Annotated in this window: 12 protein-coding genes; all 12 read right to left on the minus strand. The window is 69.7% G+C overall.

Features of this window, described 5'->3' with window-relative positions:
• Positions 1-31: 31 nt before the first annotated feature.
• Entirely contained in the window at positions 32-880 is an 849-nt protein-coding gene (locus tag AB0N66_RS28870) for a creatininase family protein (protein WP_365440420.1), read from the minus strand.
• Positions 881-909: 29 nt separating this feature from the next.
• Complete coding sequence (locus AB0N66_RS28875) at positions 910-1368, minus strand: cytidine deaminase (RefSeq protein WP_365440422.1); 459 nt, start codon at positions 1366-1368, stop codon at positions 910-912.
• Positions 1365-2129 carry an amidohydrolase family protein gene (locus AB0N66_RS28880; RefSeq protein ID WP_365440424.1) on the minus strand — a complete coding sequence of 255 codons (765 nt, stop codon included), beginning with the start codon at positions 2127-2129 and terminating at the stop codon, positions 1365-1367. Before AB0N66_RS28880 ends, AB0N66_RS28875 begins: the two co-directional genes overlap by 4 nt.
• Positions 2126-3130, minus strand: coding sequence for an ABC transporter ATP-binding protein (locus tag AB0N66_RS28885; protein WP_365440426.1), 1005 nt, complete (start codon positions 3128-3130; stop codon positions 2126-2128). Before AB0N66_RS28885 ends, AB0N66_RS28880 begins: the two co-directional genes overlap by 4 nt.
• The gene (locus tag AB0N66_RS28890) at positions 3127-4179 is read right to left on the minus strand and encodes an ABC transporter ATP-binding protein (RefSeq protein WP_365440428.1); all 1053 of its coding nucleotides are present in this window, start codon (positions 4177-4179) and stop codon (positions 3127-3129) included. The genes AB0N66_RS28885 and AB0N66_RS28890 overlap by 4 nt, the downstream gene beginning before the upstream one ends.
• Complete coding sequence (locus AB0N66_RS28895; RefSeq protein ID WP_365440430.1) at positions 4176-4865, minus strand: alpha/beta hydrolase; 690 nt, start codon at positions 4863-4865, stop codon at positions 4176-4178. Before AB0N66_RS28895 ends, AB0N66_RS28890 begins: the two co-directional genes overlap by 4 nt.
• 5 nt (positions 4866-4870) lie before the next feature.
• Entirely contained in the window at positions 4871-5956 is a 1086-nt protein-coding gene (locus AB0N66_RS28900) for an ABC transporter permease (RefSeq protein ID WP_365440432.1), read from the minus strand.
• Positions 5953-6867, minus strand: coding sequence for an ABC transporter permease (locus tag AB0N66_RS28905; RefSeq protein ID WP_365440434.1), 915 nt, complete (start codon positions 6865-6867; stop codon positions 5953-5955). The genes AB0N66_RS28900 and AB0N66_RS28905 overlap by 4 nt, the downstream gene beginning before the upstream one ends.
• Entirely contained in the window at positions 6860-8512 is a 1653-nt protein-coding gene (locus AB0N66_RS28910) for an ABC transporter substrate-binding protein (RefSeq protein WP_365440436.1), read from the minus strand. Before AB0N66_RS28910 ends, AB0N66_RS28905 begins: the two co-directional genes overlap by 8 nt.
• Positions 8513-8660: 148 nt before the next feature.
• Positions 8661-9455, minus strand: a complete 795-nt coding sequence (locus AB0N66_RS28915; RefSeq protein ID WP_365440438.1) for an N-acyl homoserine lactonase family protein — start codon at positions 9453-9455, stop codon at positions 8661-8663.
• 171 nt (positions 9456-9626) lie between these two features.
• Positions 9627-11684 (minus strand): glycoside hydrolase, encoded by a 2058-nt coding sequence (locus AB0N66_RS28920; protein WP_365440440.1) that lies wholly within the window; start codon positions 11682-11684, stop codon positions 9627-9629.
• Positions 11685-11801: 117 nt separating this feature from the next.
• Positions 11802-13844 (minus strand): beta-galactosidase, encoded by a 2043-nt coding sequence (locus tag AB0N66_RS28925; RefSeq protein WP_365440442.1) that lies wholly within the window; start codon positions 13842-13844, stop codon positions 11802-11804.
• Positions 13845-13880: the final 36 nt, after the last annotated feature.

Here is a 13880-nt window from a genome sequence, read left to right on the forward strand (position 1 = left end):
AGGGCGTACGCCGGCGGTCGCGATCCGGGCCTCAGGCCCGCAGCCCCGGACGATGAGCCGGATCGGGCCACGGCTCGCGGACCGCCGCGGAGACCGCCTTGGCGGTGGTGAGGACACAGCGGTCGAACTCCGCCTCGCCGTGCTTCGCGTCGGCGTCGGTCACGTCCCGGCCCCAGACGCCGGTCTCGCTGACCTGGTCCATGCGGTAGTCCCAGAAGGAGTCGACGTCGACATGGGAGGTGGCCCGATCCATCCGGACCAGCTTCGGCGCCAGATGCAGCATCACGGATGTCTCGAAGAAGTTGGCGTGCATCAACGCTCTTCCATAGGTGACGTGTCCGTCGACCTCGGGCCCCGGGTACATCGTCACGTACCCCAACGCCCGCACCCGGGCGTCCCGGTGACGGACCCTCAGCTTCTCGGCCGAGACGTCTAGCGCGCCGTTGTTCCAGATGTGCCCGTTGAGCAGGATGAACTGCCGTATCCCGGAGGCATACAGGGAGTCGATGACGTCCTCGACGACCGCGATCACGGTCTCCGGGCGTAGTGCCACCGTCCCGGCGAAGTCGCCGTGGGACGCCGACACCCCGAAGCTGAGGGGCGGCAGGACGGGTACGCCGGTCAGGGCGGAGACCCCCAGGGCGACCGCCTCGCAGATCAAGGTGTCGACGGTGAGCGGGAGATGCGGGCCGTGCTGCTCGGTGGCGCCGACAGGGATGATGACGGTGTCCTGGGCGACGGCCGTGGACGCCGCCTCCTGCCAGGTCAGCTCCTCCCAGCGAACCGGCGATCCGGTGCCGCCCAACTGCGCGGCCAGTTCCGGGACATCAAGGCCGGTGGACACGGTCCCTCCGGTGGACCCGGTGACGAAGTCGGACATCTCTCTCCTCTCTTCGGAGCCGGTGGTGTTCACCACTGGCGCCGGCTCTTCTCGGGCAGCAGGTCAAGGGCGCGCAGCGGGACGGACTCGTCCCCTTCGACGGTGGTGACCCACACGGTGGCGTCCGGGCAGTAGTCGCTGATGAGTTCGCGGCACACCCCGCACGGGGCGATGATCCGGAACCGGCCCGCCGGTTTGATCTGCACCGAGACCACGGACGCGATGTCCAGCGCCGCCCCGGCGGGCAGCGCGCCCCGGGCGGTTCCCATGGCGACCCCTTCGGCGCAGATCGAACTGCGCCGGCAGGAGCCCTCCACATGGACGCCGGTGTGCACGTTCCCGTCCGTCGTACGCAGCGCGGTCGCCACCTCGTGGCGGCCCGACTGCCAGACTCGGGTCAGCAACGCCTGGGCGGTGGACAGGAGTTCGGCGTCCCCGGCGCTCATCGACAGCGGGGTGGGCACGGGACGGACATTCGTGGCGCTCATGTCGGCAGGCCCAGCAGCCGGGCCATGTTGCCGCCCTCGATCAGTGCCCGGTCCTTCTCGTCCTCGACCGCCTTCGCGATCTTCATGCGCTCCAGGTCGAAGTCCGAGCCGGGCCACTCACTGCCCAAAAGGATCTTCTCGGGCCCCAGCCGCGCATAGGCGCGCTTCACATCGCTCATCAGCGTCGCCGACGTCTCCAGGTACACATGTGGCTGCCGCTCGGCCACGATGATCGCCTCCGGCACGTTCCACACCGCCCCCATATGCGCGATGATCGTCGGCACCTCCGGGTGGTCCCGAGCAATCTCCTCGATGGCCAGCGGCGCGCAGAACGCGTCGTCAAGGGCGTTGACCAGGACCAGCAGACCGCGCCGGGCGCACGCCTCGAACACCGGGTCGAGGAGGCCGTGGTCGGCGACGTGGTAGCCGTGCAGACTCGGGTGCAGCTTCAGGCCCACCAGGCCCGCGTCGGCCATCCGGTCGATCTCGTCGATCGCGTCGTCGGCCTGCGGCAGCACCTGCCCGAAACCGAAGAAGCGGTCCGGGTACGCGGCCACCAGCGAGCTGATGAAGTCGTTCTCGATGCGCTGCGCCAGCGAGCACACCATCGCCATGTCCACCCCGGCGGCGTCCATCCGGTCGAGGATGCGCCGGGGTTCGAAGGGTGTGTACGGCGGCGGCGCCTGACCCTTGCGGGCTCCCGTCAGGTAGTCCGAGCGGCCGCGGACGTCCTGCGTGGTGTTGTACGCGTCGATGATCAATGTGGTTCCTCACTCACTGGAGCCAGGGGAGCCCTGGCACTGGTCGACACCAGGGGCAGATGGCAGCGCACACTCCGCCCCGGCGCGATCTCCCGCAGTTCAGGCCTGCTGGTGCGGCACTCGTCCACGGCGATGGGACACCGGGTACGGAACAGACAGCCGTCCGGCGGATTCGCCGGGTCGGGCAACTCGCCCTCCAGGACCCGCTGTTCACGGGGCTCCCCGGGCCGCAGCACGGGAACGGACGACAACAGCGCACGGCTGTACGGGTGTGCGGGCGCGTCGAAGAAGGAGTCCCGGGAGGCGACCTCGACGATCTCGCCGAGATACATGACGGCGATCCGGTCCGCGATGTGCCGTACGACGCCCAGGTCGTGCGAGATGAACAGCATCGTCAGGTCCCGGTCCCGCACCAGGTCCGACAACAGGTTCAGCACCTGCGCCTGGATCGACACGTCCAGCGCTGACACGGCCTCGTCGGCCACCACGAACTGCGGCGAGGAGGCGAGCGCCCGCGCGATACCGATGCGCTGCCGCTGACCGCCGGAGAATTCGTGCGGCCTGCGTCGGCCGGCCTCTGCGCCAAGACCGACCAGGTCGAGCAGCTCGTCCACCGCCTTCGCGGCCTCCGCCCGGGTGGCGCCGCGCGCCCGCAACAGCGGTTCGGCGACGATGTCGGTGATCCGGCGCCGCGGATTGAGCGAACCGAACGGGTCCTGGAAGACCATCGCCAGCTCGGCGCGCGTACGGCGCAGTCGTTGTCCCCGCAACCGGGTGAAGTCGGAGCCGCCGAACTCGATCCGGCCAGAGGTGGGCTCGATCACCCGCAACAGGGCCCGGCCGAGGGTGGACTTGCCGCACCCCGACTCGCCGACCAGGCCGAGCGTCTCGCCCCGGAGGATGTCGAGATCGACGTCCCGGAGCGCCCGGACCCGGCCACCGGCCCGCCCCGGATACTCGACCCGCAGTTCGCGGGCCCGAATCAGCGTCTCGGCGGTCATGAGCTGCCTCCCTGTGCGCGAGCCGTGACCCGCGCGGGACCGGGCAGGACACAGGCGTCCAAGTGCCCGTCTTCTCCGTGCCGTTGCCGAAGTTCGGGGCGCTCGACGCACGCGTCGTGCACGAACGGACACCGGGGTGCGAAAGCGCAGCCCGGCGGGCGGTCCACCCCGGTCAGCGGACTGCCCTGGATGGTCGGCAGCCGTCGTACGACAGGACCGTCGATCGGCGGCACCGAGCCCAACAAGCCCATCGTGTAAGGGTGTTGGGGGCGGAACAGCACCTCCTCCCGCAGCCCCTGCTCCACGATCCGGCCCGCGTACATGACAGCCACCCGGTCGGCGATCTCGGCCACGACTCCCAAGTCGTGGGTGATCAGCAGTACGGAGGTGCCGTGGTCGCGCTGGACCCGCTTGAGGACCGCGAGTACCTGTGCCTGGATCGTGACGTCGAGAGCCGTGGTCGGCTCGTCCGCGATCAGCAGGGCCGGGTCGTTGGCCAGGCCCATGGCGATCATCACGCGCTGCCGCATGCCGCCGGACAGCTGGTGCGGGTAGGCACGCGCCGCGCGAGCCGGGCCGGCGATACCGACCTCGCCGAGCAGTTCCACGGCACGGGCCGTCGCCTGCGCGCACGGCACTGCACGGTGGGCGCGGATCATCTCGGAGACCTGGGCGCCCGCCCGGTGCAGCGGGTTGAGGGCGGCAAGCGCGTCCTGGAAGACGACCGCGATCTCCTTGCCGCGCACGCCACGCAGTTCCCGCTCCGATGCCGCGACAAGGTCGCGTCCGGCGAATTCCGCCGTGCCGCTGATGTGGGTGCGCGGGCCGCGGTTCAGTCCGACCAGACTCATCGCGAGCGCGGATTTGCCGGACCCCGACTCGCCGACCAGCGCGAGGACTTCGCCCTGCCGCAGGGTCAGATCCACGCCGTCCACGGCGGGCAGTCGGCCGGCCCCGACGTCGAACCGGACGCGCAGATCACGGATGTCCAGCACAGGTGCGGGATCGGGTGTACCCGTGTCCGGGGTGTGCTCCAGAGCGGCCGTCATGAGTCGCCGCCCACGGCGACCGCCGCCGTATGGATCAGGTCGGCGACGCGCCGCGGCCACACCAGCGTCGTGTAGTGACTGCCCGCCACGTGCTCGACGGTCGCCTTCATCCGCGCCGCCATGTCGTTCTGGATCTCCGGGCGCAGCGTGCGGTCGTCGTCGGCGACCAGGTACCAGCTGGGCAGGGTGCGCCAGGCCGGGCTACCGGACGGCTGGGCGAAGATGAGGTCCTCCGCCTTGCGCCCCTCCGCCTCGACGACGGCCCGCTGCTCGGTGGAGAGATCGGAGCCGATCTCGTCCCAGAACTCCTGGCTCGTCTCCGACTTCCACTCGCCGTTCGGGCCGCGCCGCATGTACTTGGATATCTCGGCAGGCTCGTACCGCTCGACGATCTCGCTGACCGTCTCGCCCGCGTCGGGACCGAACGCGGCGATGTACACGAGGCCCTTGACCCGCGGGTCGCGGCCGACGTTGGAGATGACCGCGCCCCCGTAGGAGTGCCCGGCCAGCAGTACGGGACCCGTCGTCTCCGCCAGGGCGGCCGCGGTGTTCGTGACGTCGTCCACCAGCGAGGTCATCGGGTTGGTGACGGTGAACAGCCGGTGGCCCCGGGCGGTCAGCAGGGGCGCCACCGCCGACCAGGTCGTCGGCCGTCCGCCGGCACCGTGGACCAGCACGATGTCCATACGGGTCATCCTTTCCGTAGCCGCGGGTCGAGGCCCGTGTAGAGCAGGTCCACCGCGTGGTTGACCAGGGTGAACAGCAGGGCGATGGCGAGGGCGGCGCCCTGCACGACGGGGTAGTCGCGCTGGAGGACCCCCTGCACCAGCAGGCGGCCCACCCCGGCGTACGAGAAGACCGTCTCGGTGATCACCGAACCGCCCAGGAGGGACCCGAACTGAAGCCCCAGGACCGTCACGATGGGCAGCCAGGAGTTGCGGAGAACGTGGTGACGGATCACCACGCCCTCGCTCAGGCCCTTCATACGGGCGGTCCTGACGAAGTCGTCGTCGAGCACCTCAAGGACCGAGGCGCGCACGATCCGGGTGATGAACCCGGCCATCGACAGCGCCAGCGTGACGGCGGGCAGGATCAGGTGCTCGATCCAGGGCCACACCAGTTCGGGGCGGTCCTGGAGGATCGCGTCGAGCAGGACGAAGTTGGTCGTCGGGTGGTAGTCGAGGGTGCTGGGCAGGCGGCCCAGGACCGGCAGCCAGCGCAGCCAGACGCCGAACACGACGATGCCGAGCACTCCGAGCGCGAACCAGGGCAGCGAGAAGCTCACCGTGGCCACGGCCCGGGTGGCGGTGTCGACCCAACCGCCCTTGCGCAGCGCGGCGATCACGCCGGTGACGACGCCGAGCAGGACGGCGATGGTCATCGCCGCGAGCGTCAGCTCGATGGTGGCCGGGAGGGCGTCCCCGAGCAGCCCCAGCACACTGTTGGACCCGAAGAACGAGGTGCCGAGGCGTAGATGCACCAGGTCGTTGAGGAAGGTGCCGTACTGGGTGAGCAGCGGCCGGTCGAGACCGAGTGCCTGGTTGACGCGCTCCTCGTTCGCGGACACCTCGGCCGCGGACAGGCTGTTGCCGCCCGCCGACAGCGAGGTCGCCGGTGAGCCGGGCAGCAGACGCATCGCCAGGAACACCAGGCTGGCCAGCGCGAACAGCACGACAGGGATGGCCGCGAGTCGTCGTACGACCAACAGGACGGCGCCCGTCGCCCACTTCGGCCGGTGCAGGCGGAGGGAAAGGGCAGCGCCCAGGGACGTACTCATACCGTCCCCCGGGGATCGAGGGCGTCGCGCAGGTCGTCGCCGACGAAGTTGCAGGCGACGACGAAGAGCAGGGTGAACGCCGCGGGCAGGATGACCAGTCGGGGCGCCGTGTAGAGGAACTCCTGTCCCGCCTGGACCATGTAGCCCCAGTCGGGCTGCGGCGGCTGGATGCCCAGGCCCAGGTAGGAGAGGCCGGCCGCGAAGCCGGCTGCGACCGAGAGCGTCATGACGACCTGGGCCAGCATCGGTCCGGCGATGTTCGGCAGCAGCTCCCGCGCGAGGATGCGTGGGGTGCGGGTGCCACCGAGCCGGCAGGCGACGACGTAGTCGCGGGACGCCTCGCGTGCCGTCAGCGCGCGGGCCAGCCGGGCCAGACCGGGTGCGAGGGAGACGCCGATGCCGAAGACGAGGCTGACGGTGCCCGGCCCGGCCACCGCCACCAGCAGGATGACGAGCAGGATGGACGGGAAGGCGAGAGCGAGATCCACGAGGCGCATCAGGACCTGTTCGACGACACCGCCGGAGTATCCGGCGATGAGCCCGATCCCGGTGCCGGCGACGGCGGCCAGCGCGGTCGCCGCGAACGACACAAGCAGCAGCGGGCGAGCGCCGTGCACGAGCCGGGCCAGCTCGTCCCGGCCCAGGTCGTCCGTGCCGAGCGGATGACCCGAGGAGCCCAGCGGCAACAGCGCCGACGGAGTCTGACGCAGCGGGTCGGCCTGGACCAGAAGAGGACCGACGGCCGCCACGAGGATCAGGGCGATCAGGACGAGCCACGCGAGCATGGCCGGCCAGGACCGCGCCACCCCGCGGCGGCGCAGTGCCGCGAGGACGGCACCCCTTGCCACGGGAGACGGGGGTTCGGGAGGCCGGACGGCCGTGGTGTCCGCCGCGGCCGCGGTGTCAGACACTCGCCTTCTCCATATAACAGCGGTGGTTGGCCAGCGCGCTGGTGTTCATGTCCTTCACGTTCGAGCCGCTCACCACGAGGTTGGCGAAGCAGGCCAGCATGGAGAGCACCATGTAGTCCTCCGCCCAGCGCCGCTGGATGCTGGTGTAGGCGGCCGTGCGCTGCTTGCCCTCGGGGAGGTTCTTCGCCGTCACCAGGTCTTTCGCCAGCGAGTCGACACCGTCGAGGGTGTCCATGCCGGTGATCGTCGCGCCGTACAGCCCGGTGGGACTGGCCATGGCGCCGACCATGTCGTTGGCGTCGGGCACGTAGGTGTTGCGCTCCCAGATCATCAGGTCGTGGTAGTCGTCTTTGCCGTCGAGCAGGCGGGTGAAGTAGGTGGCGGGGTCGACGGACGTGGTGGCGACCTTGAACCCGACGTCGCTGAGGTTCTGGGCGACTATCTGGGCGGCCTTCGGATGCCAGGAGTCGCTGGCCGCCATGAGCTTGATGCTGCGTCCTCCGGCGCCCGCCTCGGCGAGGAGCTTCTTCGCCTGGGCGACGTCCTGGGTGCTCAGGTCGGCGAGGCTGGTGTCGTAACCGCTCTGCGCGGGCGGGATGGCGTATCCCCCGGGCAGGGCGCCGACGCCGTAGAACGCCTGGCTGAGGATGGCCTCGCGGTCGATGGCGAGGTTGATGGCCTGGCGGACCTTGAGCTCGGGAACGCGCCGGGCGTCGATCATCATGATGGCGTCGGCGTTGTACGGCGTTTTGTAGACGGTCACCGAGTCGTCCGCGCGCAGCTGGGAGGCCGCGGAGAACGGCGTGAACTGGGTGGCGGATATGTCGCCGCTGAGCAGGGAACTGACGATGGTCGACGGGTCCTGGACCTGGCGCAGCACCAGCCGGTCGACGGGCGGTCTGCCGAGCCGGAAGCCGTCGAAGGCCGTCAGAGTGATGGACTGGCCGGAGGTGGCGGCGGAGAAGGCGAAGGGACCGGTGCCGACGAGGTGCTTGCCGATGTCGGCGCCGTACTTCTCCAGCGCGGCCTTGGAGATGACGCGACCGCCGATGTCGGACAGCTGGCCGAGTGCCGTCCGGTCCGGCGCCTTCAGGACCATCTTGACGGTCAGGTCGTCCGGGGCGGTCAGCGAGGCGACGTTCGCGCCGAGGTCGGACAGCGGCCGGGTGGCGCCCTTGGGAAGTGTCCTGTCGTTCTCGTCGAACTGCCGGCCCAGGCTGGCCAGGACGTCGGCCGAGGTCAGCGTGGTGCCGTCGTGGAACTTGACGCCGTCGCGCAGGGTGAAGGTGTAGGTCAGCTGGTCGCCGGAGATGGTCCAGCTCTTGGCCAGGTCGGGCGTGGGTTCGTTGGTCTCGAAGGAGATGAAGGTCAGGCCACGGCAGATGCAGTCGACGGCCATCCAGTCGCCCAACGAGGTGTAGAAGGACGGGTCGTTCACCGCACTGGTGGCGTCGATGGCGAGGGTCAGGGTGCCGCCGCTGCCGCTTCCCCCGGCGTCGTCGGCCGCGGCACCGCAGGCGGTCAGCAGTGCGGGGAGCCCGAAGCCGACTCCGACTCCGAGGAGCCCCGCGCCCCGGAGCATGGTGCGACGGGAAACCGCGGGTGATCCATGTGACTGGTCCGACTGATCCGACTGATCCGGCATGTGGCCCTCCTTGGGCACCGATCCTCAAAGAGTGGATCTAATATTGACTAGATTGGATCCAATAACATGCTCAGTGGTCGCAGATTCCTCCTCGTGTCCCAGGTGTTAAAGGCGCGTGAACCGGAGCTGTGCGGGTGCGCGCCGCCCGTCAGTGGTCGTGGCGGCGCATCAGCTCGGGCCAGACCACGGGATCATGGCCGGGAACGAGTTCGTAGCCGCGTTCGGCGGCGATGCTCTTGAGTCGGCGGATGGGCTCCACCGTCCGCGCGGGATCGACCCCGATGGACGCGCCGATGGCACGCTCGTCCTCGATGTTCTCGGTGAGGTCGGCCGCGTCGAAGGCGAACACGAAACCGCCGCCGTCCGCGAGGTCCACCACGAAACTCTGGTGTCCGGGGGTGTGCCCGGCGGTCAGTACGGCGGTCACCCCGGGGGCGATCTCGCCGTCGCCGTCGGCCTGCTGCCAGTCGATACGGGGATCGTCGAAGTCGACCCGGAAGATCGAGTTGCGCTCCACCTCCGGCTGCCCAGAGAGTCCGTACGTCAACTCCGCGCGCTGCACATGCACCGGCACCCGGCCCGCGAAGTGCTTCAGCCCGCCCGCATGGTCGGCGTGCAGGTGGCTCACGGCCACCGCGTGGATCGTGTCCATCGCGATGCCGGCCGCGTCAAGGGCCTCTTCCAGCGGCTCGCCCGGGCCGGGCAGGATCGGCTGGTAGGCGGGGGAGCCGTAGAAGCGGCGTCGCAGTGCGGGGTCCCGGATCAGCGCCGTGTTGAACCCGGTGTCGAGCAGCAGCCAGCCGCCGTCGCACTCCAGGAGAACGGCGGGTACGGGTTCGCGCAGCCGCTCCTCGTAGGGGGCGCCGTACACCGAAACCGACTTGGGTAGTTCCTCCCAGCCGAGCAGCAGCGGCACGACCCGTCGCACACCGTGCTGTGTCACGTGTAACCCCTTGCTGGTAGAGAGGATCTAGCGCCGGGAGAAACCGTCGTTGAGGATCCATAATCTATACAACTGGATCCAAAAGCAGGTTGCTGGTAGGTAAAAACGCCCGCACACGGCAAACGCCTCGGTGCCCGCCGGACGAGCGGCGGGCACCGAGGCGAGCGATGACTACGAGGAGGTCCCGCCGGTCACGTCGGAGATCCTCCACCTTTGGTTGGACCCGGAGTTCGGCGTCCACATCGTGACGGCGGATCCGTCGGCGGTGGCCTGACCGCCCACTTCGAGGAGCCCGCCGGTGGCGGCGTTGACCAGGGTCCAGGTGCCGTCGCCGGTGGTCGACGCGATCCACTGGACGGCCTTGTCGCGCCGACCGGTGTCCGCTTCCAGTACCGGTGAGCCGTCGCGAACGGCCAGGCGCTTGCCCTCCGTTGGGTTGGTGACCGCATACCGCTGTCGGTTGCCGGTGTCGTCGCCGACGGGGCGCAGTTGCCACCGCTGACCGGTGCCGGCCGTGTCCGCGCCCGCGGTCCTGATGACGAGCTTGGTGCCGTCGTCCGCCACGGTGAGCGCCTTGCCGCTCTGCACGCCGGTCAGCTCGTAGGCGTGGCCCTTCTTCAGCAGGGCGGCGTCTTTGGCGACGCCGGACACGCCCTTGACGAGGAAGGAGGTCACGGACTGGGCGGGCACCGTGAGGGTGGCCTGCCTGCCGGTGACCGCGACGGGGGCCTGTCGTTCGAGCTTGCCGTCGGCGCTGGTCACGACGGGCGTCACGGTCGCGTTGCGGGCGATGTGCCCGAACTTGGACAGGTCGATCGTCACCGCGCGGGCGTCGGCGGTGCTGTTGACGTGGACGACCGTCGCCGCGTTGCCCTTTTTGGCGACCGCGGCGGAACTCGACGTGTCATTGGTCTTGATCAGCCGGTCACCGGGCTTGATGTAGTGCGTGAAGTTGCGGGCGGTGTCGAACTTGGTGTTCGTGTACACCGGGCAGCTGGCCAGGGTGTCCGCCGAGGTGCAGCTGAAGGGGAGCTGGATACTGCCCCAGTTCCCGCCCTTGGCCGACTCCCCGCCGGGCTTCATGTTGTCGTAGTCCTCGACGGGCTGCCAGAACACCCAGGCGCGGGGCTCCAGTTCGCGCAGGTCGTCGACCATCTGCTGGGCAAGGCCGAGGCCGGGTCGCATGTCCGTGAAGCTCTGTCCGTCGCCCCAGTCGCCCTCGACCTCGCTCATCCACAGCGGCTTGTCCGCCGACTTGGCCAGGTCCCGAACGCTGGTGCGGCCGCCGGTGCCGTATGTGTGCACGTTCATCTGGGCGACGAGATCGCGTACTTCCTGGGGGTAGGTGTTCCAGTTCTGCGCGAAGAGGCTGGGGTTGGTCTCGTCCATCGCGGAGATCTCCGTGCCGGTCTTCGCCTTCTTCAAGGCGGGGGCCAGTGCGCTGATCACCTTCTGCTGGAGTTCGGGGCCGATGTGCGCCCCTTCCTGACGGCCGCCCACCGGCTCGCCGTCGGCTCCCAGACGCGTGCTCCAGTAACCCGTGTTGGGTTCGTTGAACGGGTCGAGCGTGTCGACCTTGATGCCGTGCGCCTTCTCAAGCCGCTTGGTCGCGCCCGCCAGATAGGCGGCGAAGTCATCGACGGAGTCGGTCCTGAGCTGGTCGGCGTTGGCGTTGAACCCGCCTGAGACGTAACCGCTGTTGGTCATGAACCAGGGCGGCGAGTTGCTGAACGTCTCCCAGTGGGTGATGTCCTTCTTGATCCGGTCCACCCACCAGCGCTGGGTCGCGTCGGCGTCCGGGTTCCAGTCGGCGTCGTCGTCCGCGCTCCACCAGTCGGTGTCCTCGCGAGTGGTGCCCTCGGACGCCTTCCACCAGCCCTCGACCGCTCCTCCGGCACGCAGGTAGTCCGGGACGTCGGGGGCGTTGCCGCCGCCTATGTTGTAGCGGGCGATGTTGAGGGCGAGGCCGTCGTCGCCGAAGAGGAGCCCTGCCAGCTTCTCGCGGATCTCCGCCGGGTAGTCGCCGGTCGCGTTGGCGAACCACACCAGACTGGTGCCCCAGCCCTCGAAGCTCTGAGCCTTGTACGAGGGGTCGGGCTGGACGGTGACAGCGGCCGCCGTCACCGTCTCGGCGCTCGTCGGTGGGGCGGTGACCAGGGCTGCCCCGGTGGCCAGGGCGGTGACTCCGATGGTTCCCAGAAGCCGTCTTGTGCGGGTACGGCGTGCCAAGGTGTGCTCCCAACTCGTAGGTGGTCGCTTCAACGGACCGTCGTGCCCCACGGGCCCAGGGCAAAGGGTGTGTCCCACGGGCACAGGGCACGACGGTGTGCCCCTCGGATCAGGGGGTCAGAGAGCGGGCTGTCGCAGTACGGCGACCTCCCGCGGCGGCAGGACCAGCGCACCGTGCTCGTCCGCCCGGCCGACCAGGACGTCCCCGGTGAGGCCGAGCAGCGACACCGGCTCGTCGGTCCGGTTGACCAGGAAGAGATAACGGCTGCCGCCGCCGCGTCGTACGGCCAACTCGACGCGGCCGCGCGCGGCTTGGGGAAGCTCGCTGTCGATGCCGGCATGGGCGAGCAGTCCCGGGAGCAGAACGGCGAGGCCGTCCGTACCCAGCCGGGTGGAGACGTAGGCCGCCGAACCCCGGCCCACCGTACGGCGGGTGATCGCGGGGCGCCCGGCGTACGTACCGTCGCGGTAGTGGGCCAGCACCTCCGCCTCGGGATCGGTGACGCTGATCCGGTCCGTCCACAGGGTGCCCGTGACGCCACCGTCGAGTTCGACCGTGTCGCCGTCGAGCAGCGGACCGAACTCCTCGACGCGGATGCCGAGCAGCTCGCGCAGGGCTCCCGGATAGCCGCCGGGCCAGACGTGGTCGTTCTCGTCCACGACTCCGGAGAAGTACGTGGTGACCAGGTGGCCGCCGTGTTCGACGTACCGCGTGAGTTCCTTGGCCAGCGTGGCGGGGACCATGTGCAGTACGGGCGTGATCAGCAGCTCGTAGCGGCCGAGGTCGGCCTGTGCGGTGATGACGTCGGCCCGGATGCCGAGGGCGAGGAGGGCGGAGTACCAGTCGAGCCCTTCCCCGCGGTAGTCGAGGCGGGAGGTGGGGTGGGAGTCCTGCTCGCTCGCCCACCACGACTCCCAGTCGAAGACGATCCCGACGCGGGCCGGCTCGCGCTCGGTCCCCGCGACCGGGGCCAACGCCCCCAGGGTCCGGCCGAGTTCGGTCACCGCGCGGAAGACCTCGCTGTCGGGTCCGGCGTGCGGCACCATCGCCGAGTGGTACTTCTCGGCGCCGGCCGCCGACTGGCGCCACTGGAAGAAGCACACGGCGTCCGCACCGTGCGCGACGTGCAGCAGCGAGTCGCGGGCCAGTTCGCCCGGCCGCTTGGCCACGTTGACGGGCTGCCAGTTGACCGCGCTGGTGGAGTGCTCCATGAGGAACCACGGACGTCCGCCGGAGACACCGCTGGTGAGGTTGGCGGAGAAGGACAGCTCGTCCCGGTCCTGGGGGCCGGGCGTGACGTAGTGGTCGTTGGAGACGAAGTCGATCTCCTCGGCCCAGTCGGCGTAGTTCATCCCCTTGGTGCCGCCCATCACCATGAAGTTGGTGGTGACCGGAACCTCAGGCGTGATCTCGCGCAACACACCCCGCTCCGCACGGAGATGCTCCTTCAGCGCGTCGGAGGAGAAGCGCTTGAAGTCCAGCTGCTGCGTGGGGTTCGGGTGGGAGGCGGCAAGACGGGGCGGCAGGATCTGGTCCCAGTCGCTGTACTTCTGCGACCAGAACGCGGTGCCCCAGGCGTGGTTGAGGCCGTCGAGCGTGCTGTATCGGGCGCGCAGCCAGTCGCGGAAGGCGTGGGCCGCGTCGTCGGAGTGGTCGTATACGTTGTGGCAGCCCAGCTCGTTGGAGACGTGCCAGGCGACCAGTGCCGGGTGGTGCGCGTACCGCTCGGCCATCTTCCGCACCAGGCGCAGCGCGTGGGCGCGGAAGACCAGCGAGGTGGGCCGCCAGTGCTGCCGCGCCCCCGGCCACACCGTCTCACCGGAGGCGGTCACCGGGAGGATCTCCGGGTGTGCCGTGGTGAGCCAGGGCGGTGGGGACGCGGTCGCGGTGGCCAGGTCGACCCCGATGCCGCCCGCGTGCAACAGGTCCATGATCTCGTCGAGCCAGGAGAAGTCCCACTCGTCCTCGGCCGGCTGGATGCGGGCCCAGGAGAAGATCCCCACGGAGACGATATTGACGCCGGCCTGGCGCATCAGCCGTACGTCCTCCTCCCACACCTCGCGCGGCCACTGCTCCGGGTTGTAGTCGGCGCCGTACGCGAGACGTGGAGTGGGGTCACCGTCCGGCCCGTGCAGCTGGGACAGGAGGGTGGAGATCATGGTGGTCCTTCCGGTGTGTCACAGGGGTGGCGTGCG

The sequence above is a fragment of the Streptomyces sp. NPDC093544 genome, from assembly GCF_040683495.1.
GTDB lineage: Bacteria > Actinomycetota > Actinomycetes > Streptomycetales > Streptomycetaceae > Streptomyces.